The organism is Pseudomonas sp. NPDC088368 (genome assembly GCF_044753445.1).
Classification (GTDB): Bacteria; Pseudomonadota; Gammaproteobacteria; order Pseudomonadales; family Pseudomonadaceae; genus Aquipseudomonas; species Aquipseudomonas bambusae.
Genome location: NZ_JBIVNG010000004.1, coordinates 174,472 through 199,621, shown reverse-complemented (window position 1 = coordinate 199,621; position 25,150 = coordinate 174,472). Strand labels below are relative to the sequence as shown.

At 54.6% G+C, this 25,150-nt stretch carries 24 protein-coding genes; 12 read left to right on the top strand and 12 right to left on the bottom strand.

Annotated features, from left to right (window positions below; genetic code table 11):
- Nucleotides 1-75 precede the first annotated feature (75 nt).
- The 8 genes from ACIQAL_RS10000 (at nt 76) to ACIQAL_RS09965 (ending at nt 12,029) form a co-directional block, all read left to right on the top strand.
- Nucleotides 76-2,445 carry a TOTE conflict system archaeo-eukaryotic primase domain-containing protein gene (locus ACIQAL_RS10000; RefSeq protein WP_401144879.1) on the top strand — a complete coding sequence of 790 codons (2,370 nt, stop codon included), beginning with the start codon at nt 76-78 and terminating at the stop codon, nt 2,443-2,445.
- A gap of 124 nt (nt 2,446-2,569) precedes the next feature.
- Nucleotides 2,570-3,700 carry a hypothetical protein gene (locus ACIQAL_RS09995; protein WP_401144877.1) on the top strand — a complete coding sequence of 377 codons (1,131 nt, stop codon included), beginning with the start codon at nt 2,570-2,572 and terminating at the stop codon, nt 3,698-3,700.
- 11 nt (nt 3,701-3,711) lie between these two features.
- Nucleotides 3,712-3,945: a hypothetical protein gene (locus tag ACIQAL_RS09990; RefSeq protein WP_401144876.1), complete on the top strand. Its 234-nt coding sequence runs from the start codon at nt 3,712-3,714 to the stop codon at nt 3,943-3,945.
- Between the two features lie 1,402 nt (nt 3,946-5,347).
- On the top strand, nt 5,348-6,037 hold the full coding sequence (locus tag ACIQAL_RS09985) for a Tn7 transposase TnsA N-terminal domain-containing protein (RefSeq protein ID WP_401144874.1): 690 nt from the start codon (nt 5,348-5,350) through the stop codon (nt 6,035-6,037).
- Complete coding sequence (locus ACIQAL_RS09980) at nt 6,018-7,916, top strand: hypothetical protein (protein WP_401144872.1); 1,899 nt, start codon at nt 6,018-6,020, stop codon at nt 7,914-7,916. The genes ACIQAL_RS09985 and ACIQAL_RS09980 overlap by 20 nt, the downstream gene beginning before the upstream one ends.
- A gap of 5 nt (nt 7,917-7,921) precedes the next feature.
- Complete coding sequence (locus ACIQAL_RS09975) at nt 7,922-8,866, top strand: TniB family NTP-binding protein (protein ID WP_401144870.1); 945 nt, start codon at nt 7,922-7,924, stop codon at nt 8,864-8,866.
- Nucleotides 8,863-10,809 carry a TniQ family protein gene (locus ACIQAL_RS09970; protein ID WP_401144868.1) on the top strand — a complete coding sequence of 649 codons (1,947 nt, stop codon included), beginning with the start codon at nt 8,863-8,865 and terminating at the stop codon, nt 10,807-10,809. Before ACIQAL_RS09975 ends, ACIQAL_RS09970 begins: the two co-directional genes overlap by 4 nt.
- Nucleotides 10,810-11,309: 500 nt before the next feature.
- Entirely contained in the window at nt 11,310-12,029 is a 720-nt protein-coding gene (locus ACIQAL_RS09965) for an HNH endonuclease (RefSeq protein WP_401144867.1), read from the top strand.
- Between the two features lie 80 nt (nt 12,030-12,109).
- Here the strand turns inward: ACIQAL_RS09965 and ACIQAL_RS09960 are convergent, their stop codons facing one another.
- The 3 genes from ACIQAL_RS09960 to ACIQAL_RS09950 all read right to left on the bottom strand — a co-directional run bounded on the left by ACIQAL_RS09960 (nt 12,110) and on the right by ACIQAL_RS09950 (nt 13,128).
- The gene (locus ACIQAL_RS09960; RefSeq protein WP_401144865.1) at nt 12,110-12,355 is read right to left on the bottom strand and encodes a hypothetical protein; all 246 of its coding nucleotides are present in this window, start codon (nt 12,353-12,355) and stop codon (nt 12,110-12,112) included.
- Complete coding sequence (locus tag ACIQAL_RS09955; protein ID WP_401144864.1) at nt 12,355-12,597, bottom strand: hypothetical protein; 243 nt, start codon at nt 12,595-12,597, stop codon at nt 12,355-12,357. The genes ACIQAL_RS09960 and ACIQAL_RS09955 overlap by 1 nt, the downstream gene beginning before the upstream one ends.
- 240 nt (nt 12,598-12,837) lie before the next feature.
- A complete protein-coding gene (locus ACIQAL_RS09950) occupies nt 12,838-13,128 on the bottom strand; it encodes a hypothetical protein (protein WP_401144863.1) in 291 nt (96 codons plus the stop codon).
- A 256-nt stretch (nt 13,129-13,384) separates the two neighbouring features.
- Here ACIQAL_RS09950 and ACIQAL_RS09945 point away from each other — a divergent pair, with 256 nt between their 5' ends.
- From ACIQAL_RS09945 to ACIQAL_RS09935, 3 genes are all read left to right on the top strand, one after another.
- Nucleotides 13,385-14,326 carry a restriction endonuclease gene (locus ACIQAL_RS09945; RefSeq protein ID WP_401144861.1) on the top strand — a complete coding sequence of 314 codons (942 nt, stop codon included), beginning with the start codon at nt 13,385-13,387 and terminating at the stop codon, nt 14,324-14,326.
- Between the two features lie 127 nt (nt 14,327-14,453).
- Nucleotides 14,454-14,678 carry a hypothetical protein gene (locus ACIQAL_RS09940; RefSeq protein ID WP_166597623.1) on the top strand — a complete coding sequence of 75 codons (225 nt, stop codon included), beginning with the start codon at nt 14,454-14,456 and terminating at the stop codon, nt 14,676-14,678.
- Between the two features lie 341 nt (nt 14,679-15,019).
- Nucleotides 15,020-15,667: a polyribonucleotide nucleotidyltransferase gene (locus tag ACIQAL_RS09935; RefSeq protein WP_401144859.1), complete on the top strand. Its 648-nt coding sequence runs from the start codon at nt 15,020-15,022 to the stop codon at nt 15,665-15,667.
- A gap of 51 nt (nt 15,668-15,718) precedes the next feature.
- Here the strand turns inward: ACIQAL_RS09935 and ACIQAL_RS09930 are convergent, their stop codons facing one another.
- From ACIQAL_RS09930 to ACIQAL_RS09915, 4 genes are all read right to left on the bottom strand, one after another.
- Entirely contained in the window at nt 15,719-16,144 is a 426-nt protein-coding gene (locus tag ACIQAL_RS09930; RefSeq protein WP_401144857.1) for a DNA-binding protein, read from the bottom strand.
- 3 nt (nt 16,145-16,147) lie between these two features.
- Nucleotides 16,148-16,735, bottom strand: a complete 588-nt coding sequence (locus ACIQAL_RS09925) for a nucleotidyltransferase domain-containing protein (protein WP_401144855.1) — start codon at nt 16,733-16,735, stop codon at nt 16,148-16,150.
- A 74-nt stretch (nt 16,736-16,809) separates the two neighbouring features.
- Nucleotides 16,810-17,979, bottom strand: coding sequence for a hypothetical protein (locus ACIQAL_RS09920; protein ID WP_401144853.1), 1,170 nt, complete (start codon nt 17,977-17,979; stop codon nt 16,810-16,812).
- A 102-nt stretch (nt 17,980-18,081) separates the two neighbouring features.
- Complete coding sequence (locus ACIQAL_RS09915) at nt 18,082-18,717, bottom strand: LysE family translocator (RefSeq protein WP_401144851.1); 636 nt, start codon at nt 18,715-18,717, stop codon at nt 18,082-18,084.
- 272 nt (nt 18,718-18,989) lie between these two features.
- On the opposite strand from ACIQAL_RS09915, the gene ACIQAL_RS09910 reads away from it, so the two are divergent.
- On the top strand, nt 18,990-20,063 hold the full coding sequence (locus ACIQAL_RS09910) for a diguanylate cyclase (RefSeq protein WP_401144849.1): 1,074 nt from the start codon (nt 18,990-18,992) through the stop codon (nt 20,061-20,063).
- Between the two features lies 1 nt (nt 20,064).
- Here ACIQAL_RS09910 and ACIQAL_RS09905 read toward each other — a convergent pair whose 3' ends face one another.
- The 5 genes from ACIQAL_RS09905 to ACIQAL_RS09885 form a co-directional block, all read right to left on the bottom strand.
- Nucleotides 20,065-20,946: a hypothetical protein gene (locus ACIQAL_RS09905; protein ID WP_401144847.1), complete on the bottom strand. Its 882-nt coding sequence runs from the start codon at nt 20,944-20,946 to the stop codon at nt 20,065-20,067.
- Between the two features lie 53 nt (nt 20,947-20,999).
- Complete coding sequence (locus ACIQAL_RS09900; RefSeq protein ID WP_401144845.1) at nt 21,000-21,431, bottom strand: hypothetical protein; 432 nt, start codon at nt 21,429-21,431, stop codon at nt 21,000-21,002.
- A gap of 117 nt (nt 21,432-21,548) precedes the next feature.
- Complete coding sequence (locus ACIQAL_RS09895) at nt 21,549-22,814, bottom strand: efflux RND transporter periplasmic adaptor subunit (RefSeq protein WP_401144843.1); 1,266 nt, start codon at nt 22,812-22,814, stop codon at nt 21,549-21,551.
- Nucleotides 22,807-24,204: a TolC family protein gene (locus ACIQAL_RS09890; RefSeq protein WP_401144841.1), complete on the bottom strand. Its 1,398-nt coding sequence runs from the start codon at nt 24,202-24,204 to the stop codon at nt 22,807-22,809. Before ACIQAL_RS09890 ends, ACIQAL_RS09895 begins: the two co-directional genes overlap by 8 nt.
- A gap of 173 nt (nt 24,205-24,377) precedes the next feature.
- Nucleotides 24,378-25,097 carry a hypothetical protein gene (locus ACIQAL_RS09885; RefSeq protein ID WP_401144839.1) on the bottom strand — a complete coding sequence of 240 codons (720 nt, stop codon included), beginning with the start codon at nt 25,095-25,097 and terminating at the stop codon, nt 24,378-24,380.
- Between the last annotated feature and the right edge of the window lie 53 nt (nt 25,098-25,150).

Below are 25,150 nucleotides of genomic sequence, written 5' to 3'. Positions count from 1 at the left end.
AGCGGCCCAGCGGACTGATAGCCTTGATGGCAGACGATTATCTTTAGATGCTTCTCACCATTGAGGCTCAATGCGGTGACGGATATCCCGCTGGTCAGGTCATTGAAGGCGGAAAATGCTCGGCTGATTGCCTTGCTCGACGCCCATGGCATCGACTGGAAACCAAAGGCTGAAACGGCGCTGATCCCCTTAACGCCGATGGAGTCATCTCTGCTCAGCACCGAAGGCAAGATCGCTCTCTTTAGCAGCTTATTCAGGGGCCGCACCGACATCTATCCGTTGCGCTGGGAAAGCAAAGGTGGCAAGTCAGGCTACGCACCCGCGTGCGCGAACGAGTGGCGTCCTGGGATATGCGAGAAACCCCGCATCAAATGCGGTGATTGCCACCAACGCCAGTTGCTTGAGGTTACAGATGACGTCATCTTTCGCCATCTGGCCGGGGCCATTGTCGTGGGTGTCTATCCGCTGCTCAAGGACGACACCTGCTATTTTTTAGCCGCTGACTTCGACGAAGCTGAATGGCGGGATGACGCACGCGCATTCGCAGAGTCCTGCCGCGAACTGGGCGTCCCTGTTGCCCTGGAAGTTTCACGTTCGGGCAACGGAGCGCATGCCTGGATCTTCTTTGAAGATAAGGTGCTCGCCAGCGACGCTCGCCGTCTCGGCGCCGCCATCATTAGCCATGCGTGTGAACGAACGCGACAATTGTCGCTCAGCTCCTACGACCGGCTGTTTCCGAACCAGGACACGCTGCCAAAAGGTGGCTTTGGCAACCTGATCGCGTTACCACTGCAAAAGCGCGCAAGGGTCCAGCATCACAGCGTATTCGTTGACGACGATCTTAAACCGTACGCTGATCAGTGGGCATTTCTCGCCACTCTCCAACGTATGAGTCCTGACCGCATCCAACCCATCATTATCCAGGCCATTGGTAACCGCGACCCCGTCGCAGTGGCGTCTGTTGATGACGACGCCGGTGCCACCCCGTGGAAGGATCCGGAGCCAAGTTCACAACAGCTTAACGTCCAGATGCCTGCGACTCTGAACGTCACTCTGGCCAACCTGATTTATTTTGAAAAGGCGCAGTTGCCACAACCACTGGCCAACCGCTTGATCCGCCTCGCGGCATTTCAGAACCCCGAATTCTATAAAGCGCAAGCGATGCGGCTGTCGGTATGGAACAAGCCCAGGGTTATTGGGTGTGCACAGAATTTCCCGAAGCATATTGCCCTGCCTCGTGGCTGTTGGGATGACGTGAAGGCGCTGCTGGAAGCCCATAAGATCGCGCCGTTGATTGCGGATGAGCGCTTCGCCGGAAACCCTCTGGCGATCAGCTTCACGGGCACATTGCGCCCTGACCAAGAAAATGCCGTGACGGCCATACAAGCCTATGACACCGGCATCCTTTGCGCGCCAACCGCGTTCGGTAAAACCGTTACGGCTGCTGCGCTGATTGCCCGGCGGCGCGTCAATACCCTAGTACTAGTGCACCGGACCGAGTTGCTGCGGCAGTGGCAAGAACGCTTACAGGCGTTTCTCGGTGTAGGAAAGGAAGTTGTAGTCACCCTAGGTGGCGGCAAACCTAGGATCACCGGCCAGATCGATATCGCTGTCATGCAATCATTGTCGCGCAAAGGTGAGATCAATGATCTGGTCAAAAACTACGGTCAGGTCATCATCGACGAATGCCATCACCTGTCGGCAGTATCATTTGAAGCCCTGTTACGAAGCTCACCCGCGCGATACGTAATGGGGCTCACGGCGACGCCAATCCGCCGCGATGGGCAACAGCCAATCATCTTCATGCAGTGTGGCCCCATCCGTCATACGGCTTCGCGCCCGGCGAGTGCTCCTCATGACTTATCGGTCATCCCGCACCTGCTCACCGGCCCAATCCAGGTCCCTGAAGGCTCAGGCATCCAAGACGTGTTCAAGCGGCTGGCTGAAGACACCCAGCGCATGGCAGCTATCGTTTCTGCCGTAGTGCAGGCTTATCAGCAAGGCAGAAAGATCTTAGTCCTAACTCAACGCACCGAGCATGTTGAGAGACTTGACCTTGCGCTGCGTGAGCAGGTCGCGAACCTTTATGCATTGCATGGCCGCATGCCCAAGAAACAGCGGGCGTCGTTGCTCAGTGGGTTGGAGTCTCTGGACGAAGAAGCACCTCGCGTCCTCATAGCCACCGGTACACTCATAGGTGAAGGCTTCGACCACCCTGCGTTAGATACCCTGGTGCTGGCCATGCCCATTTCATGGCGAGGAATCCTCCAGCAATACGCCGGGCGCTTGCACCGCGTACATACCGCCAAATCCGACGTCCAGGTCATCGACTTCGTGGATGACGGTAACGTTGCCTTGTTGAGGATGTGGGAGAAGCGCAAGGCCGGGTACAAGGCCATGGGCTACCGACTGGTCGATTCTTCTACAACCCTGTCGCTGCTGTAGGCCCGCTGCGCAAAAACAAAGAACCGGAAACCTGCCTTGTTGAAAATGGGCCGTGCGAGCGGACCGATAGCCGCTACCCTAAAGCCGGTTTGATGTGATTCGACGCGCTAAGGAGACCGTCGTCATGGTGGAACAGTACGACCGCGCTAAACTGCTGGACGAGGTCTGGACAGAGGCGGTGACGATAGTTGCACCACGCTATCAGCTCTCTGATGTGGGCTTGAAGAAGCTCTGTGGCCGACTACAGATCCCCACCCCGCCTCGGGGCTACTGGGCACGGTTAAAGGCGGGCAAGTCCGTGCCGCCGCGCCCTAAACTCCGCGAGTACGTTGGTCACCCGATGAATCTGTTTCGCACGACAGCTCCGCATACCGTGGTTGAGCCTAAGCCGATAGATGAACGGCTCGTACCACTGCTGGCCTTTGAGCGAGCACCTGGCAACCAGATTATTGTCCCTGAGCACGTAAAACGGTGGCATCCGATGACCTCGGCAGCCCGCCTTGCGCTGAAGAAACCTGTCATCGATACCCGCGGTCAGCCCAGTACTCGCGCACCTGCATTAAATATTTGTGTGTCTCCAGCCCTGCAAGATCGCGCACTCAAGCTCATGGACGCCGTTCTAAAAGCACTGGAAACACGTGGTTGTCGTGTCGAACAAGGCAAGCAGCAGGTCGACATCCTGATCATGGGCCGGATCTATCATCTGCGCGCGTTCGAACCCTGCAAACGCAGTCCGTATGTGCCCACGCCTAAGCAGCTAGAGGACAAGGCTCGCGGGCGCTGGAGCTATTGGCCTAACTGGACATACCAGCCGACAGGACAACTCCACCTACTCGTCAATGAGGGGTATGCAGGCAAAGTCATCGATTCGCCAAACAAGCCGGTCGAAATGCAATTGAACACGTTGCTCGAACAGATCATGACTAACGCGGTGGAAGCGCTGGTGAACGCAGAGCAGCAGGCTATTGTCAATGAAAAGCGCCGCCAACTTCGCGAAGCAGCTGTCGAGCGACAACGCATTCAAAATGACGAACGAAAACGCTTAGCCACGTTGGAGTCCGACGCACAGAACTGGCGCCGCGCCCAGGCCATCCGCGACTATCTTGATGCCCTAGAACGCTCGTCGATATCGGTCCCGAAAGCAACGGATCGCACTGACTATGTGCAATGGGCTCGCGCCAAGGCCGATTGGCTGGACCCCTTGATAGGCGATGTGACGGATATACTGGACGAAGATATCAAGGTTCCTTACTAGGAAAGACTGTGATGACTGATCTATCAGAACCCTCCACTGAAAACGAGATCACCTTCGGCAAACTGCTCGCGTTAAAGGCCGAACTACAGCATCAGAAAAAAGACAACTTACGCGAGTGGAACCGGTGGTACAGCGCACTGGATGAAGAAACACGAAAAGCAGTGGATGAGGAGATCGCCAAGTTCTGCGACAGCATCCGGTCGCAATTCGGTAAATCTCAACGCTTTCAACCGCGCAAAAAGTAGCCGATTCAATACCGCCGGGCATGAGTATTCCTATTACCGGCCCGCATCATTTTTACGAAACACAGCCGCATTTACCAACTTACTACGCTCCCCCAAAAAAATAACGATCACTGCACTACTAACTTGCCGAGGAACAAGTAGCATATTACCCCCCGCTGCTGACCATGGTATTTCAATGAATCCCATTTCAACGCATGCCCATCACAGACTAGTCATTGCCACGAATGCCATATTTGACGTGCCGGTGACAGGTTACATCGTAGGAGCGCACTTTGAAGCGTGCTGCTGTATTGGTTCGATTTACCACCACAACGCGTCTCGCGCGGATGGATGGTTACGCGATGGTCATCGCATCAGGACTTCGGATGTCATTCAGGCCGACCGTCGTGAGGGACTCTGGACGTTTCGAACGCAAAGCGGCAGCTTTTACGTGATTGCCACGTTTGAGCGGAGAACGGGACGAGCCTCGTTGGGAATTTTTCTCAAAATTCTTAAAAAAGGCTTTCACATGACATCGCCGCGACTACAGTGAGCCGCGACGGCCCCGTTCGATATCAAGCGAACTCTCACCAAAGCAGGGCCGTGGTGATGTGATCGTAACGCTGGCCTTGCCCTAGTGTCCTGAGAAACAGTCGCCGCTGGTCAAACCTGGCCACTCTTTCACTATCATTGGACAACGCTCGGCGTCACTGGACCATCTCCCCGGTTCGCAAAAGGCTCCAAAGCGGTTCTAGTTCATTCGGACATGAACGCTCAGTCTGCGCAACCAACCAGCGACCGTGTCAGTACATCACAGGACTTAGCCAGGGCATTCGCACGGCGCGGTAACAGCATCCATCTGGTGGCAGTTTAGATCGGTATGCGCCACGGGGCGCGCGCACTGATCTCTAAGAAGAATCAGCAAGTGTTTTGCTCAACCCCAGTGATCGGTCGCTGCCTTGACACCTAGCGATCTTGGCACAAAGAGGGGCTGTAGCCATTCTCAGACAGTGACAATCAGGGGGGCAAACAGCCACAAACACGTGGGACACAGCCAACCGAAAGCGCTTCGCCAACGGGCTCTCTCAACCCCTGTTCTTGCCATCGTCCCCCCCCCCGGATCACGCACCTGCATGAAACCACTCCAGCGGACGGCTCGACCTTACTCGCACCTCCGAGGTCGATGCAGATGCGGGTACGAAAAAACTCACAGGGGGCGATTACAAAAAAAATTTCCCAATTTTTCATACGCAAATAAAGCCGAAAAAATTACCATATGCTATTGATATTTAATAGTTTTTTCACAAATGTCAATCAAGCAAACATTTTTTGTCAATACCATTGACGCAGCCAAAAAAATGTGAGTTTACGAGACGGAAAGCTATCCCTATGATGCCCGAAACCACCATTTTGGACGCATCCCATGAGACCGCCTTCCACCTTTGAAAACAGCCGAACCCAGACACCCAGCCGCCTCCTGAAGAAAGGAAAATACGGCAAGCACATCACCCATTTCCCATCCTTCAAAAACAAAAAGGTTGTGGTGTGCGAGAGCGAGCTTGAGGCGGATTTTTGCGTCTGGCTCGAATACGAAGAGCAAGTGGTCGCTTATGCGCCTCAGCCCGGTACTTTTACGTTTGTAGTGGATGACCGTGCGGTTCGGTATACCCCGGATTTTGAAATTACGTATGGGACAGGTGAGATCAGGTATGCCGAGATCAAGCCTGATCACATCGCCGAAGACACGGGCTACCTCAGGAAAGTAGGCGAGTTCAGGAAGGTGTGCGAGCTAGCAGGCTACGGATTCGATTTGATCACCGAGCGGGACATCCGCATCCAGCCAAAGCTGAGAAATCTTCAGAACCTCTATAACCGGATGCATCTGGTGACAGACACCGAGTTGGGCTACGCACTGGACAGCCTCAGGCAACCCTCCGTTTCTGCCAGCACTGTGCGTTCGTTGCTGGCGCTAACTTACCCGCCCTCCATGAAGTCGATTGCCAAGGCTGTGTTTAGCGGTCTCATGTTGGCCGACCTCGATCAGCCTTTCACGCTGGATACACGCATCGTCTCAGCATTCGCGGGAGCACATGATGCCTATTCCTATCGTTAACGAACGATACCGCTTGAATGGGGCGGAATTTGAAGTTGTTTCGACCGATCAAAAATACGCTCAATTTAGCGCCGTCATTGGCCAGCGGCAGATCTCGTTTACTCACTTCAAAGTGAACGACATGATTGAAAAAGGGGAGTTGGTCAAATCGCAATCAGCGCCCATCGATCAGAGTAAAGCGCCAATCCTGTTGGACATGAGTCCAGCAGAAAGAGCGAAGCATGATAGGAAAATCAGGTACACCCTTGGGGCGCTAGAGGCTCTCGGTAATACCCTGCCTCGTGAAGCAACGAAAGCTTACATTAGTGAGCTGGCAAAACAAATCGACGATCCCTCCCCTCCGAGCTATTCGACGCTGTATGGCTGGACAAAAAAATACAGACAATCGGGCAATAGCACCCTAGGGCTGATCAACAATAAGCACCTCCAGTTGCCTCGTGGGAAAAAACTGGAAGACAAAACAATCGAAATAACGGAAGACATCATCGAGCAGCACTATTTAATCAGAGAACGTCCCAGCGGGCAGTTTGTCTACAACATACTAACCACGGCCATTGCAAAAAATAACGAACACCGACCTTATACTGAGCAAATTAAGGCGCCCTCACGGGCTACATTTTTTCGTATGTTGTCCAGAATCGACTCATACAAGCTAAACCTCCTGCGCGAGGGAAGAGCATACGCTGAGAAAAAGAACAAATATGGGAGGAGCATTCGCAAGTCCCTGCACATGTACCAAAGAATTGAAGCCGACACTCAACAACTTGATCTGATTGTTGTGGATATTTACGGGAAGGTTATCGGGAGACCCTACCTTACCGCGTTCATCGAGTGCAAGAGCAGGATGATCATTGGGTGGGAGCTATCGATGACGCCACCTTGCGCGGCGAAGACGATGAAGGCGCTGAAGATGTCGCTGCGAAGCGATAATCCGATAGCCGGAAAAGGGGAAATTTACTACATCGACAACGGGTCGGAATTTCTGAATGAGTCATTTTTCAATTTCTTCCGCATCTACGGTTCTAAAGTGTTGCCTCTGCCACCGGGGAAACCTGACCAAAAAAGCTTCATAGAACGCTTCTTCCTGACTCTGAACTTGACCCTGATTCACAACATTAAAGGCACAACCAAATCAAGCCCTGCGAAACGTAGGGACTACGATTCTGCAAAAAATGCACGCTTGACTGTAGATGGGATCAGATCAACGTTTAAACGATGGCTAGACGAGTACTACCACCAGCATCCACAGAAAGGCTTATCCGCTACGCCACAAAATGTTTTTGACAAGTCGATGGAAAACGAACTTCCCCCCGACACTTACGCATTAAATGAATTAGACATTACCTGCCGCAAAACAAATGCAAGAACCATTTCAAACGGCAGGGTCACCATGTTCAACCTCCAGTGGTATGGGCCGGGATTGGCCAGACTGGATGACAAGGCGCGAAAATACAAGTGTAAGCCTTTGGTGCATTATGACGAATCGGACCTATCGACAGTATGGCTGTCCATCCCACAAGAACCTGGAGTAATGGTCCAAGCGAACGCCGTGGATCCGGACTATCAAAATGGATTGACGCTTTACGAGCATAAACTTGCCTGTGATGCAATCGATAAACAAGGCCTCGCATTTAGCAAACAAAAGGCTGCTCGCGCCCTGGCGGAAATTTATCTCAGCTTAAGTGAGCTTGAATACGAAAAACCCAAAAGACAAATAAAACAGGTACTGGCTACCACTACCAAAACCGAGGATATGAGCCATCATGCCCTAGACGAAAGCGAACTCGACGATAACCTCTCAGTTCCAGATACGTACATCGCTGCGATGCCAGACACAGCAGAGCCCGACGATGACTTAGAATTTTTCACACTAGAGTAAGCAGCATGACCCCAGAAATCCAGAACAAGATGACTGACTTTTCCAAACACATCGTTGCGCACTGTTACTACAAAGATGCCCTTGCCCAGATACACAAAAGCATTATTACTACAGCTACCCGTCGAGAGCCATCGTCTGTGCTGCTAACTGGGCCCTCAGGCGTAGGAAAATCTACAGTGTGTAAGTATATTGTGCAACAGATCGGTGGCCACAAGGAAGTCGAAACGGAGTGGGGTATTATCCAGACCGTCCCTGCATTCTACTGCGAATTACCGGCAGGCCCTACACTTAAGTCCCTAACTATCACCATGCTAGCTCAGCTGGGTTGCAGCCATCTAACTGGCGACACCCAAGCGTTACTGTACCGACTGGTCACGCTTCTGGAGACGTGTCAAACCAAAGTCATTCTGCTGGACGAGTTTCATCACTTACTCGCAAAAGGCGCTGAAAAAACGAAAAGTCTCGTGTGTGACTGGGTCAAAACTCTCATGAACAAGACCCTCATACCCGTGGTAATCGCAGGGATGCCTGCCTGCGAGTCCATCGTGGATGAATATCCGCAGCTTGCCCGTAGGTACCCGTTCAGGGCGAATCTGCGGCCGCTGGAGTACGCGTCGGCGGATAATCAATCCGACTACCTGAAAGTCCTGAAATCCCTAGGCACGCAAATTAATAAAATAGGCGGGTTCTCGACCTCAATCTATTTAACCGACCAAACGCTTGCAGCAAAAATCTTTGTTGCAAGCGGTGGAAACATGAACTCACTTCGACAGCTGCTTCATGAAGCCTTTCGGATTGCCTTGGAAAGAAACTCTGGCACGTTCTCCGAGCAAGACCTTGGCGACTCGTACGCGTCTCAATTTCTAGAAGGTTCATTGGTAAAAATCAAGAATCCTTTTGCTCTTGAACCGCACGAAGTGAGGAGCATCATTTCGAGGAGTCAACGATGAGCATCTTGAACTTTGTTCCTCGTGCTCGCTCGGAGGAAAGCCCGCGAAGCCTGCTCATTAGAACTGCATACCACAACGGCTTCAAATCGGTCGCAAAAATGATCGCGTCATTGAAAGGCGAACATAATGCCCGGCCTTTCGATTGGCAACTAAATAACTCAAGCATAGCGAAGTTGTTCGCAACGCTTGATACCAATGCACTATCCCCCTTGCCATTTTACAGCAGTGCCTCCCCCATTACGCGCGGCGCACCGGTGATCATAAATGATATCACCATACCATTAACGCTTCTCAAGACGAAAAAACACTCTATTTGTCCTGCATGCCTAGCTGAAGGTTGGCAAAAATACGTTCAGGACTTCGTGATTTTGGAGTCCTGCCCCTACCATCATTACAGTTACATAGAGCAGTGCCCATCTTGCATGCAGGACCTCTCATGGACAGAGTGCAATGGAGTATTTTGCAAGTGTGGATACGACCTACGAAACAGCCCAAAAACATACAAATTCTGTAAATTTGCGGATCAGCTCCTGCTTACTTTCAGAAACAAGAACCAAAATGTCTTTGACTCATTTTTGATAAATCTACAGGCACTCAGATACTTTTACAGCACCACCCATACAGAAGCGAAAGCGATTGCCGAGCTAGCCCTTGATATTGCCGTGAGCCGAGACCCAATGAAAGTCAAGGCTGCCATCCAGCGCTCAATCGATGAGCATGAGCCCGCGCCGGAGCTATTATTTGTGGCTCCGTGGCTGCTGTCGAATGACGAAGAAATCAGAAATATTGCTAACAGCTTCATGCGAAGCCCCATTGATGGTTCGATGCGGGAAACAAGCACCACCCAACTGGGAAAGTTTTGGCTGCGCCGAGACGAGCTGAATGCTGTTGGGATAAATCAATTAAAACTCCAAAACCTTTCAAAGCTTGAATTAATCACGAAAGTAAAAATCAAGACCAACACTCCATTCCAGTATCATTCAAACAACTGGGCGTCCGTGTTCGCATCACTGGGCTCAACTGGCACCCGAACAATTGCCACCAGTACGCCTGCCCATTTTGACGTAGATCAGGCGGCATTGTATCTAGACGTTTATCCAGAGGTAGTGAGGCGGGCTGTTAAGGCCGGCTTTATGACAAAAAATTTGAAAAAAGGCGCTTCTGGAAAAATGCTTATCGACGCAGGAGAGGTTTCTACCTTCCAGCGAAACTACGTTTTTGTAGGGCCGCTGGCCAAGCAGCTAAATAGTCCTAATACGACATTAGCAGCGCGACTCGCAGCAGTGGGAATCTTGCCTGTTTCTGGCCCGAACGTGGATGGGGGTTTGGTAACGATCTACGACAGGTGCACTCTGGACGAGTCTAAAATTTCGACAGCACTTACCGCTGAAACCTACTCAAATAATGCCGGGCGCAAGCTTCACACTATGAAACCCAGTGACGCACACATCAGTTCTACTGATACTGCTAAAATTTTGGGTATTGAGATGCAGCGGTTGAAATATTTGGAGAAAATAGGATTACTTGTTCAAGAAATCCCACCCCAGTTCGTGTGTGAGAATCGACGCTATTTTACCAAAAAATCGGTAAATTCGACTCAAAAAAAATTGAGTAACTCCATCACCGTTGAGAATCTAGCATCCGAGCTTGATCTCTCACCATCAACCTTTGATCGCCGATTCATAAAAAGTGGATTTTCAACTCCAATCGCCCTTGGCAAGCGTCTTCTAGTAAGCAACCGAGATGCATTTGCGATTCGCAAGAACCTTCAAACCTATTGCTCCTGTGACCAAGCAGACAAATACCTAAATGCTCCTAAAGGACATTCCTCCAATCTGATATCAACCGGACGCCTTCGAGCAGTACCTATTTCAGAATCTCGCATACATACCGTTCGTCTGATCAAATGGGCGGACATTCAGGCATTAGCCCTAGCTCTCTGACTTCCTCCCCCAAAATCAAAGATTTCTTTTGTTCTCAACCTATTCCAACCTGGGAGGGTTGACACTCCCTGTATTAGTAAATATATTATTTACTAATACCTGATCAAGAAAGAAAACTGATCAGCAATGCGCTTTACTCAATGTTGGGCTACAGTTCAGTTTTTATTGAGACGACCTACACATTTTCCATTTTTTAATGAGACTCAAATTTATTATATTTGAGACACTGCAATCGAACCCCAATGAACTCAGGGGGTCCATTTCAGACTTTATTGAGACTCCACGTCCTGCTTTCACTGTTTGAAATGAAAGGGGCTGCCAGAGATGGTGGCCCTTTTCTTTTGTGACGTTGAGATATTCTTTTCTTGATCGTTCCCCCGCTGCTTCGCGCGGGAACGATCAGCGCATACGGAACAGTCGCAGTCAAACGTAGGAAATTTCCTAGACAGCGATTATGGCCACTCAGTATCGTTCACGGATTTTCAACGCGTGGCGACGTTATGGATATCGACAAGACCAACAGCGATTGGAGTGAGCAGGAAATTCAGGCCGCAGTCGATGCCTACCTCGACATGCTGCAACGCGAAAAGAAGGGCCTCAAGATCAACAAAGCTCACGAGAATCGCGTGCTTAGGGAAGGGCCCTTGTCGGGTCGTACGAAGGGATCGGTCGAGTTCCGCATGCAAAACATTTCGACCGTTCTGATGGAGCTAAACCAGGAACGCATTATCGGTTACAAGCCTGCGAAAAACGTCGGCGCGAACGTTGTCCGGAGCATCCGCGAAGCTCTCGATGCTTATAATCACATGGCGTCTCCTGAAGACTTCGAACCTACAGCGGACGAGGCTGTACTCGAACAACGGGCGTTGAAGCTAGAAAAGCACCCGTTGAAGACGCCTCCGAGGGGAATTGAAAATCCGCAGCAATCACCCTCTACGGGCAAAGCTTACATTCGCGATCCTGAAGTCAGAGCCTGGGTACGACAGCAAGCTAAAGGCGTCTGTGAAGGCTGTGGCCAGCCCGCCCCCTTTCAAATCAATGAAACCCCATTCCTCGAAGTTCATCACGTTAAGCACCTGGCACATCAAGGCTCTGACCGCCCGAGCAACGCGGTCGCGCTCTGTCCGAACTGCCATCGTCGGTGCCACCACTCCAGCGATAAGCAGGCGTTCACCGATGCTCTCTATGACAGGGTCAAGCGGCTCGTCCGGGAGCCTTGACCTATGATGTTTCGTCAAGACGATGCCTTACCTCATCAGGGACCGGTCAACAACGCTAACGGATCGCATGGCACCAAGCGTCAAGACTGACCGTAGTAATCCCTGTATTTGTCACAGTTGAAGAACAACTCCAACCCTATGCACCACGCGACAACAAAGCCCCAAATGAAGAAGTCGTCGACCTGACTGTCGAGCATGAAGGTCGCGCTTGCACCTGCCATGATGAGCGCAAGGCCAAAATATTTGCGCTGCTGTTGCTGCCTAATTTTGTGGTTGAGCGGGTACCAACTGGTGAGTGTGAGAAAAAGGCCGGAGAGGAAAAGCATCAGGACTTTCCCTCTTGCTTGTCGCTGTAATCACGACCAAACAGCAACCCAAGCCCCGATGTCATCAGAGTAAGCATCACGATGAACGGAACTTCATCCATTACTGGCACCCGAAAAAACGCTGCGACGGCAACACCTGTCAATGTCAGCCCCACCGACTTCCTCAGAACTCGCAGTCTGAGCTTGAATAGCAATAGGTATTGGATCGTCATGCAGATCCCGAAAAGCATCGGGTCGGTCATCGAATCGTGACTCCACTCTGGGCTTCGATCAGCATAGATTTGGCTGAATGCTGCGGCCCGATGCCTCCGTTCATACAAGCCATCGAATGTACCCGCCGCACCAGTGAGGCGTCGGATTCTGCTGGGCTGGATTGGATTCAGGAATGCTGATTGGACGGAAACAGACGAGCCTTACTATTGTTTGGGAGAAGTCCTACGCGCAGGTGCTCATATTGAGGATGTCGAGCCGTGGGGCGGTCTTTATCCCTTCGTCCTCGCCCGATACTCCTGCACCATCTCCTTCGTTACATCCTCCTTAAAGCACAACGGCGAGTACCCGCCCGGCCGACTGTATGCACTGCGTTTCCCACACCTACTTCCATTACGGGCGGCGTTGTAGGGGCATGGGCAGTTGCCGGAGTAGTTGGCGATGGAGTCTTCGATGAGGATTTGGGCGATGGCGGCGTCGGTGAGGCGGGTTTCCTTGGCGTTAACGGTGAAGGCGCTGAGCAGTGCGAGTGCTGCGATGAAGCCGGTTCCTACCTTGGTCATGGCTGTTCCTTAGCGGTGCGGATGGATTTTCCGGACAGCGTTTTACCATGACATCATTGAGCCACCACAATGCTTTTTCGCTGTAGACTGTGATTGCATTCCTACTGCGGTGAATGAGGGTTCTTACAGACGGTTCGTTGTTTTCCGAGCCGAACTTTGCGAAGAACCTACTATCGCAGCCGCCAGCAAGCTGGACTGCTACACGTCAGCCATTTGTTATCGAAACCTCTTAATGGAAGTTTGAAAGCCCACGGATATGGCCAAGAAATCCTCTCTGTTTGATGACCTCTTTGTAATCGCCAGCAAATTGCCTTGGTGGGTGAGTCTTTCGATTGCGCTGATCTCAGGCGTTGGCCTGCACGCGGTAGCCTCGTCTACCCCAGCGCCCTTCTCTGGCGACCCTCATCAGTTTCAGTCGGTCGTTATCGGCAATATGACGCGGGTGGCGGCGGGCATCGGGCAGTACGCGCTGCCGTTCATTTTCGGTTGCGGAACCATCGCCTCGCTCTTCCGCCGTTTCCGATCACGCACGCTGTTGAAATCCGTCACCACCCCAGGCGGCAATACGTTGCTGAGCATCAGTTGGCGCGAGTTTGAGTTGCTGGTGGGTGAGGCGTTGCGTCGTCGCGGTTTCAAGGTGCAGGACACGGGCGGGCGCGGGCCGGACGGCGGGATTGATCTGGTGGCGCGCAAGGACGGTGAAACGTATCTGGTGCAGTGCAAGCAATGGCGCGCGGTGCAGGTGGGTGTGCCGGTGGTGCGCGAGTTATACGGGGCGATGGCGGCCGAGGGGGCTGTCGGCGGGTTCGTGGTGACGAGTGGGACGTTTACCAGGCAGGCGCGGGACTTTGCTTCAGGACGCAATCTGCAACTGGTGGACGGGGACGTATTGCGGCGGTGGATTACCGAGACGAGCAAGCCAAGTCCTCGGCCAACGATTGAAGTGGCGGTCGAGCGTGTTGAGCCTGCGGTCGTTGAGCCGGTCCAGCCCACAGCGGTGGTGCCTGAGCAGGTGCCTGAAGAACTGGTTGCAACACCGGCCGCGCCCAAGCCGCCCGCCTGTCCCCATTGCCGTAAACCGATGGTGATCCGCGTCGCTCGCACTGGCGCAAACGCCGGTGGCGATTTCTGGGGCTGTGGGGATTATCCGAAGTGTCGTGGCATTCGACCTATCTTTGCGCCGATGAAAAACATTTAATTCCCTGACACCCACATAACTTTTTCGCTAATCAATATTTAGCCGGGTTTCATTTGATCCTGAGGCGCTGGGTTCTTACAGTGGCCTCACCTAATCGAACTTGCACACGCAAGAAGGTTTATTTCAAATGTTCAAATCCATCGGCATTATCAGCGCACTCGCTGTGTCTTCATTGATGGCCTCCCCTGCCGTTTTCGCCGAAGAATCTCCTGCCTTCGTGGCCCGCAACGAAGCGCTGCAAGCAAACGTCGAGCAGCACGAAGAAGCCCTGGCCGCGAAGGCCAAGGAGCAGGACAAGACTCAGCAAGCCTCAACCTACGACCCTCAAGTGGAGAACGCCAAACACACCTGACCTGTACGCCGTTACCGTTCTGTCTTTTTCTTTGTTGTGTTTCTGTTGTTGCAACTCTCCGCGTCGTTGCTCCCGACGTGGGGCCCCAAAGCTCCAAACTTCAGCCGCTTTCCCTAGCGGCTTTTTTTCGGCCTTAAAAAGTGACGACCGTAATAATGCTGAAATCACGGGCGTCTGTTGTTTAATTCAAAACAGACTTGAAACCACGTTTCGCTGTCAGATCTTTTTACGGGCAAGCACGCCCTACGGTCATCGGTCTGGCAAACGCATTTCTACCCATCGCCTGCAAGCGTCAGGCAAAATGCGGACCTCTGTAGGAATCAGCCTTTGATGAGGTAGGAATGCGTCTGTTCACCTTGAAATCAGCCTTGATCTGCATCGCTCTGACGTTTGGCCTGAGCGTCGCGGGGGTTCAGGCTGCCACTGACACCAAGCACCCTGCCAAGTCGTCCAAAACCGCTCACTCGTCTAAATCCTCGAAGGCTTCGAAAAAGACTGCGCCCGCCAAACCCACAGGACAGAAGGTCTCGATGCTGGGTGGCAAGTTCGTGTTTTACCTGCCCAAGGACTACGTCAAAGGGCCGATGGAAGAGATCGATGATAAGGCGAAGGCTGCGGGGGTTACCGGCTCGCTGTACATGAACAAACCCGCCAAGCGTGTGGTGATCATCACGGAAACGCCGCTGCCCGACGGCAAGACAGTGCCGTCAAACGATACGGAAACCCTGGACGACATCATCGCGGAAACCCTCGTTCAGCAGCAGTCCAGCTACAAGGATTTCAGTAAGCTGGGTGAGAAGAAGATCGTCAGAAAAGGCCTTGGGCTGCGTCAGCTAGATATCTCAGGCAGCGTCGATGGGGGCAAGGTGCTGAGCACCACCGTCGCCGCGGCCTCCGGCAATCGCACGGCAATGGTCAACGTGATCTCGCTGGCGAAGGATGCCAAGGCTCACGGGGCACTGGTGAAGGGTGTGACGGGAAGCAAATGATGAGCGCTGCTTTTTGGGCAGCGATTGCTGCCTGAAAAGCAGCACCCAAAACTACTGATTCGTGTGCAGCCAGACTTCGATGTCTCTCAGCAATGAAGAAGCCTGTTCAATCGCATCCCTTGCCATAGACTCGCTAACAGGGTCTCCCGAATAGTCGCTCAGGTTGCGCTGCTTACGTAGCCCGTCCAGTGCGATCATCCGTTCCCGCGACAAGCCCATCGTTAACGGCAGTGTCTGGATCATGGTCTGATGGTGTCCCGGCTTGCTGGTCAAAGTGCGAAATCCATTAGCCTGTAGCACCGCGTTGGCGGACTGCATAACCGACTTGTACGCCATGTCGAATCGGCCCTCTGAGCTCATACCGAACAGCTGTGCATCTTCAAGGCTCCTGCGAGCTGCCGCTATTAGCCGGTCGACGTTTGCTGCGTCTTTCGGGATGCTCTCCAATGCCCTTTCAAGCAAGTTTTCCAACGTCATCGTTCACTCCTTGTGAGGATTCAGAACCGCCTCCGAACCGATGACGAACAGCTTAGGCTTGGCCAATACATCACGCACGAACCCACCCTGTTCTGCTAACAATTGGAACCACTCTCGTTCGGCGTATTGCTTTGGGCTGATCTCGCGGCCCAGGCTTTCCTGGAGTGGATACAGCTGGGTGACAAGCTCGCTGAACGACACGCTACCGATGACCATGAGATCAACATCGCTGTCGGAGGTCGCCTTACCGTTTGCGATCGAACCGTAGACGAACGCGATCTTGATCCGTTCGGACAATGGAGCGAGCGCTTGAGCGATGGCCTCCGGTAATCCGTCGGTCTTGCGCAATATGCTGACGAGCTCCGGATAAATGGGGCAATCCGGATTGGCTCGGTAATGCATCTGGTTGCCGACCGAAGCCTTCAACAGCACGCTCGCCTCTACCATCTTGCTGAGTTCTCGACTCAACGTGCCGGAGATCGTACCCGTCAGCCTTGCAATTTCGCGTTGGTGGTATTGCTGCTGAGGGTTCAACAATAGAAGCGCCAGCACCTTCCTTCGGTACTCGGAAAACAGAAAGGATGAAAGCATCGGGGGTCACCAAGGTCGCTGCTTTAAAGGCAGCAATTGAAGCCTTAAAAGCAGCACTTTTCAAGCGACGTCAATCAATCCGGCAACACCACCCTCACGCCCCCCGGATGCGCCTTGATCGCGGCGTACGGTACCACTGACCATTCCGGCCCTTCGCAGGCGCGCATGACGCGGGCGAAATAGGGGCCGACGTAGATGCCTGCTTCGGTGAAGTACCAGGACGGGAAGTCCCAGACGGATTCGTCGGTGTAGTCGCAGTCGTCGTCGGTTTCGGGGGCTTTCATGTCGTCGGGATGGGCCGCTTTCAGTTGGCTGACGAGCCAGGGCGCGAAGGCTTTGCTGCGGTAGTCCGAGTACGTGTCGAAGCTCACGCCGCCTGCTTCATCACGTTCATAGTGGAAGGGCTTGCCTTTGCCGACCCAGAGGACATCTTCCAGCGTCAGTTCCTTTCCGGTGGTCGCGTCGAGGTTAAGGGGCGAATCGCCGAAGTCCGGGTGTGCGCCGCCGCAATCGTAGGAGGTAGAAATGTTGAGGCTGACGACACCCGGCGTCATCAGTTCCGGGGTGACGGACTGGTCGAACTCACCTTCTGTGCGGCTGCCGCCGAGCATGCATTGGTGGTAGCTGACGACTTCATTCCACAGCCGCGAGCGCAGTTGTCGGTTGATTTTCTCGGCCTGCTCGGGGGCGTAACCGGAAGTGATTTCGAACAGGGTGATGCCTGATTCGGGCTCGACCCACCATTGCAGGTCATGCCCCATGAAAGTCTCTTTTTTATCGGCCTTGAGTTTCAACTGGCTGAGGCGCAAGTAGTCGTAGGGGGAATCCCGGTAGATGTCCTGCCAACCGGGCTCGGCGGTGGCATCAGGCGCGGTGATCTTCTTTTCGCTCAATTGCACCTTGTAGGATTTGCCCTTGGAACTGCTCCATTCCCCTGCCCAACCGGCGTCTGCGGATTTATGCAGATGAAGGGTGGGTAAGTCGGGGTTGTCGTCGTAGCTCAAGCCTTCGGTCAGCGTCAGATCCTGCCCGGTCTGTTTGCCGGAAAGCGCCAAATCCTTGTGGTACTTCTCATAGAAGTAGCGCCCGCTGATGTCGTCGGGCTTGGTCAGATCCAGCTCTACCACGATGGGCGATTTACCGAGGGTGCCGGTGAAGACGTGCAGGGCATCAGCGGCATTAGCGAGCGGTGCCATCAACGCGACGAGGCACGTCATCTGAGGGAGAAAGCGTTTCAGGGGCATCAGCCGATCCTTTGAAATGATGCGAATTCGGCGGCTAATCTGGCCGTTGACGCCGCATCTGACAAGGGATCGGAGAACGTTTTTTCCGAAGGTGTGAACCCGTCACTTTCTGCTTTCGACCGCCATGCGCACCGCGAAGCCGAACAGCACCGTGCCCATCAACCAGCGCTGCACGTTAGCCCACGTGGGTTTGGTGGCCAGAAACACCGCAATCGACCCTGCCGCCATGGCGACCATCGCATTGACCGTGAGGCTGACGCCGATCTGCGCGCTGCCCAATATCAGCGATTGGCTGAGCACGCTGGTGCCCGCTCCGACGGTGATGAATTGCGGCAGCAGCGAGAGGTAGAGTACCGCGACTTTGGGGTTAAACAGGTTGGTGAGCAGCCCCATCAGAAACAGCTGTTTATTGCTGTCCTGCGGCAAAGATTTAACCTGAAACGGCGAGCGACCGCCCGGTTTGACCGCTTGCCAGGCGAGGTACAACAGGTACAGCGCGCCCGCGATGCGCAAGGTGTCGTAGGCGTAGGGCACCGCCATGACCAGCCCGGTGATGCCGAATGCTGCGCACAGCATGTAGAAGATGAAACCGATGCCAACGCCGCCGAGGGAAATCAGTCCTGCCTTGCGACCCTGTGAGATCGATCGCGAGATCACGTAGATCATGTTCGGTCCCGGCGTCAGAACCATGCCCAGAGAGATCAGAGAAAAGGCGATGAGGTTCGAGAGTTCTGGCATGAGCGCTGTCCAGCCATTGTAGGAAATGACCCGCTCGAAGGCCGTCGAGTGGGGTTGTGCGCATTCCACGCCAATCCCCGAAGAGCGTCTATAGACAGATTCGGGAAAAAAGCACCCAGACAGATGCCAGGCTTAACGACAGCCGGTGGTGATTATTCGACCAGTAGTGGCTAATTGCTCTTCCCACCCTCAGGGAAGGGGGTGACACTCAGTGTCGTTCGTCGTGGCCGATGTTTCAGTCGGGATGCTGCGTCACTACCCGGTGAAGAGCTATGAACACCTCAGTCCGTAAAGGTCTTTCGTTTGCCCGGCGCATGCATGTGCCGCGCAGCGTGGGGATGGGTATCGGCTTTTTTGCCGTTGCCGCCGCGCTTTACCCGTCACACCCACCGATTTGGGTCTGGGTGGTGATGGTCTTGCATGGCTATGGATGGCCTCACTTGGCGTATCTTCTGGCCAAGTTATCGAAACAGCCCTACAAGGCCGAGCGCCGAAATCTGATGTACGACTCACTGGCCGGTGGGTTCTGGGCAGGGACGATGGGCCTTAGCCCCCTAGCCAGCGTGACCACCTTGTCGATGATGGCCATGAACAACATCGCGGCAGGCGGGCCACGGCTTTTTTTGCAGGGCGCTTTGGCGCAAGTGGTCGGCGGGCTGGTGGCCTACGGCATTTTCGTCCCCGATCTGTTTCCTGACATTAGCCAGATCCAGATCTACGCCTGTCTGCCGATGTTGGTGATCTACCCAATGGCGATTGGCCTGGTGTGCTATCGGGTCGCGGTGAAGCTGTCGAAAAGCAAGAAGGCGCTGGAAAAACTCAGCACCACCGACAGCCTGACCGGCCTGATGAACCACGGTGCCTGGAAAGACCTGCTGCGGGTCGAGTTCAACAATTGCCAGACACTCAAGCGTCAGAACAGCGTGGCGCTGATCGACATCGATCACTTCAAGACCATCAACGACACCTACGGCCATATCATCGGCGACAACGTGCTCAAGCAATTGAGTGGTGCCTTGACCGCGAGCCTTCGGGAAACTGATCTGGCCGGTCGCTACGGCGGCGATGAATTCTGCGTGATCCTGCCCGATACGACGCTCGCGCAAGCCAACGACATCCTCGAACGCCTGCGCCGAACGGTGCACGACCACGCCCACACCGCCCTTCCCGACCTGCGGCTAAGCCTGAGCATCGGCATCGCGGCCTACGGCCCACACCTCACCGACGCGGGTATGTGGCTGCATGAAGCGGACATGGCGTTATACGCCGCGAAAAGCACCGGGCGAAACCGAGTCAGTTCGGCGCCGCCCGGGGTGAGAGCGTGTGGGTCATTGGCGTTTGAGTGAGTCAGCGGCGAAGCCGGGCGATGGTTTGGAAGAGCGTGGGGATGGCGTTTTGCTGGAGGTACTTGTGGATGGCTTGGCGCAACGTTAGTGGGGTGTTTTCAGAAACGTTGGCCGTGCCTGGAGAAGACGGTCCAGTTGTTTGTCCATTTTTTTCGGACGTTGAGGCCGTATTTCGAGGTAATCTCGTTTTCAAGTCATAAACTTCTGTAGAAAGATGTTTGACCCAATTTTTTTGATTCGGTTGGAAATGAGAGAAGCGCGAGCCAAAGTCTTCCACGACTGTGCCGACTGAGGAAAACTTATTGACCATCTGTTCAACAAAATCAAAATTCAGATAATGCAACGCACTGTGTTTGGCATCTAACGCATTGCGCAGAAAACCGGTATCGAATCGCGTGCTCTGGAAGGCTTCGCTTTGTAGGATACGCGCTGCGGTGGCGGCATTCTTATCAGTAAATAAATAAGTCACTTCATGCCCCTCAGAGTCAAAGCTCATGCCCGGCGCCTGCGGCAAGATCCGCTGGCCATTATTATGCAACCGATAGAGAGCAAGGTTTCCCGCCAACTCGTCTACATATGCGAGGTCGACGCCTTGACCGCTTGCAAACTCGTAGACGTCAGCCATCATTTCTCGGTCCATTTTGGTCAGAAATGGCAGCGGATCTATCGCGTTCAACCACGTGGAACTATGGCTGACTGGAGGTTCGTTAAGCTGTCCCGCGAAAAGGCGCGCCATTAATAACGCTCGTCCGCTGATGGACACGGACGCTGCTTGCAAAGCCGGCGCAGTGGCAGGATGAGACATCGAGAGTGCTGGTGAGTCCTTACTTTTCGGCAGCACTGGGTAAGGGGGTGGATAGCCATCCGGAATTGAAATGCTCATGTGATTTCCTCGCATTGGAATCCGCCCTCGATTACCGAAGGCGGACATTTCAGTTAGTAGCTCAAGTTGAACCGCACTCGGTCTTCGCCGGAGGGCTGACTGTTGCGCGCGCCACCCGCTGCTGACCAATGCCGAATAACAGCAATCGATCCAGGTCTGAACAGCTCCCCTTTAAAGCGGTAGCTAGTACCTGAGGAATTAGGAGCAATCTCTTCACAACTATCGGGATTGCTTCCAGAGGCATAGCAGAGCTCCACACGCTCACCAACGCTTTGAGGGAATCCGGTGGTACTCCAATCGATAGATTCGAGCGTATACATCGCGCGCGGCCGAGTATCCATATAGCCGATCGGAAAACTTGCACCCCCAGCTCCCGGAGAAACAACTATTCGATAAGGCATTTTCGACTTCGTCACCGAAAACTCCCCCGCCATCCCCGACATCGACACAAACACCAATGCCAGCGGCAATAGTTTTTTATTCATGATTCACATCCTTATTTCTTGTTCTTTATTTATTCAGGCCGAACAACTCCCGTGAGCCAAACTCACCAAAAGGTTTCCAGTCCTGTTTGTTACGGAGCAAACTTCGTTATTGGATAACTAATCCATACTGACCTCCCTCCGTACGAACCCGGCGTCCATGCCAAACACTTCCACCCCACTCACCGTCGTCTTTCCCAAGGTGACGGGGCGCACTGATTCCGGGGCATTGAGCGCCGCCCGATGAATAACGAAATGGCCGCCTTGCTTTTCACCCACGGCATCGGTGGGCAGGACGACGGCGTTGGGGTGGCGGGCAATGAGGATCGACAGCCGTGCGCTCATGCCCAAACGCAACCTTCGACGGCTGTCTCGATCAAGCGGTGGCAGGCTTACCGTGACGTGGTAGGAAGCACCATTGCCGCGCATGTCGGACTCAATCGCCTGAGCGCCTACACCAGTGATCGTGCCGTGCAGCACTTCGTCGAAGCCGTCACCGCTGATCTCGGCGGGCATGCCTTCACGCAACTGGTTGATGTCGACCTCGTCCACCCTCGCCTGCACCTTCAAACGTTCGACGCTGGCCAGACCGAACAACGCCTGGCCCTGGCTCACCCGCGCGCCTACAGCGATGGGTCGGTCGTTCGAGGTAGACGGGCCGTCCGGCAGACGAAGGACAATGCCGGAGAAAGGGGCCCTGATCTCGCCGCGCTGTTCGAGTGCCAGCAATGCGTCATGCCGGGCACGCGCACTGGCGAGCTGCATGTCCGCGATTTGTCGACGCTCTCCCTTCCCTCGCTTGCCGACCTGAGCCAGCTCGGCTTGAGCCGCCGAGACATCCAGCGATTGCGTGCGCAGTTGCTGCGTCAGGCTGTCGACCTCCATGCGCGGCACAATGCCCTGTTCCAGCAAGGCCTGAGTCTCTGCGAGTTTGCGTCGGGTATCCGCCAGCCCCAACTGACCACTGCTTAGCGCCCGGCGTGCCCTGGCCATTTCGTCGCCGTCAGCCCAGCTCTCAAACACCTGCACAGCGCTTTCGGCCTTGAGACGTTCGGCCAAGGCTTCCCGAATCTGCAGGTGCAACAGGTCGGGGCTGATCCTGAGCAACAACTGATCTTGAGCGACGCGTTGATCGATGGCGAACATGTGCGCTTCGATATGGCCCTCGAAGGGCGCGATCAACGTCATGGCCTCTCCGGGCACGATACGTCCGACCAGACCGATGCGATGCTCCAGCGGAGTCGGCATGACCTCTACCCAGCGCTCCGTTGGCGCTGGCTCATCCTGCCTGCTCCCATAAAGGCCCGCACCTGCGATCAGCAGCGCCAGAACACCCGCCATACCCGCCCTCAGAGCAGCGGGTTTGAGTTTCAATACGTCAGTCATTGAGCGCGATCTCCCAGCTGTCCAGGGTCATGCCCAAGCGTTCATCCAGTCGGGTCTGGGCATTGAGGTAGGCGATCAGCGCATTGAGCACGGCATTCTCGGTGCGACGCAGGTCCTCCTCGAAACTCAAGACCTGAAAGGTGCTGGTGCGCCCGACGTGCAACCTTCGCCTTTCCACAGCCAGTTTTTGCTCGGACAAGCTGCGACTGCGAAGGGCAATTTCGTATTGCCGCCAATGGGTCTGCATCGTACGAATGGCATCGGTGACTTCCTGCTCCAGCGACTGTCGGGCTTCAGCCTGTTGCAGCGCCTGGGTGTCGACAGCGACCTGGGCATGAACCCGTCGCTGGCGTTGCGCAGGGTCGCCAATCGGAATGTCCAGTTGCACGCCTGCGTAGGCATTCCATCGCCTGTCCTGACGTTGCTGTGCATTCGACGAATTACGCTGGCGATCCTCGGCGGCTCCGGCGACCAGAGACAGGTCCCACTGTTGATGATTTTTGGCGATCAACAGGTCGATATCGGCCAGCTCCTCTGCAATGCGCTGTCGCAGGTAGGCGGGCTGACGTTGTCGGGCAATGCTCAAGGCGTGCTCGGGATCGATGTCGATACGCTCGGCGCTCAGATCATCACTGGCGTGCAGCGGTGTGGTGAGGTCAAGCGCCAACAATTTCAGCAGCGCCCGACGGCTCGCCTCCAGATGATGCGAGGCCTGTTCGGCATTGAGTTCCTGATAGGCCAGATCCGCCTCATTTTGCAGACGATCCACCTGCGCCATGCGCCCGGACGCAATCAACGCTTCGTTGACTCGCATCTGCTCGCGCGACCGCTCCAGCGCACGGGTCACAATCCGCAGTTGCTCTTGCGCCTTGAGCAGCTCGCGGTAGGCAGACACGATTTGAGTCACGCTTTGCGCCACCGACGCTTCCAACCCAAGCCGATGGCTGCGTTCGTTCAACCGCGCGCGCTGGCGTGGAGCGGTGACGACGTCCCGCCCCGCGTTCTTCAGTAGCGGCTGCACAACTTCGATGCCCAGGCCCCGCTGTTGCTGGCGGCCTGCGCGATCAGTCCGATCAACCCGTTGCGCCCAGGACAGGCTGAAGCGGGTTCCCCATTCCGTGTTGAGCGAGGCTTTCGGCGTCACGCTGACTTCCTGTCTGCGATCCTCGGATTCACGGCGTGCAAGCTGCCGAGCGCTTAAATGAAAGCGGGGAGAGAAAAAAGCCTCCGCCACCTGCACGTCGAACTTCTGCGCCACCCGCTGCAAGTAGGAGCGGCGAATTTCCCGGTTGGTGCGCAGCCCCAGTGCCACTGCGTCAGCCAGACTCAACTGCAGGCTGCCGACAGTGCCTTGCGACAAGGCCCATTGGCCGCCCTTCGTGGCAGACACGGGTATACTCGGCGCAGACATCGGGGGTTCCGGGCCCACCTCACTTCGCGCCTGATCAATCGAAAGGACGCTGAACACCATCATCAATGGCCGCGCATACCCCATCAGGCGGACAGGCCGGATACACCGGGCTGTCCGGCTTGGGACCGGGCAACGGTCCCAAGCGAGGTGTTTCACAGCGATGAACCCGCCGGTGGCTGAACGCGCTCCAATAGCTCGGCGGCGGACATCGTCCCGAGCAAGGTCAGGATCTCGTCCTCCATCTTGAGCGGCCCATACAGGGCTTCTTCACGGTCCAGATGACCTTGCTGAACGCTGCGATAACCCTCGGGATAGATGCTCTTCTCGATGGGCAACAGCCGGTCGTAATGCTCCAGCAAACCCCGGAAAACGATGCGTCTCTCCACCACACCCCGAGTGGTGGCGATTAATTTGATGAAGATGTCCGCGTCACTCTGGCGTACGGCCTGATAAGCGGCGTAACGCTCGACCAGCGTGTAAACCCCGGAGTCGTCGAACACCACACCGCACAGCGCTTCGCGCCTCAGGCCCGCGAACGGATTGATCGCCGCCGTACGACGATGGCTCTGGGCCAACGCAAATGCCACAGCCTGCTCGGCCTGCTGCAAGCGTTCCGGCGTCGTGAGCTTCTTGAGGTCTTCCAGGGCAGGCGCCTGTCGCCCCAGTTGCTCGACTTCCTCTTCAAAGGTCGCGAACACGCCACGGGGACCGAGCCATTGTCGGTGCATCCTGTGCAGGTCCTCCTTGCTGTACACAGCCTGTTTGTGAACCATTTCATGAAAGCGGTCCATTTCCAGATCGTCGCCGTGGTCGGTGATGCCTGGACGCCCCGCGGTTGCAGGGCTGTGGTCGCTTGAATTGCAGTCAGTCATTGAGGCATTCCTTTTTGTTGTTGAGTCGAGAATCTGTTCAGTTCGTACGGCAG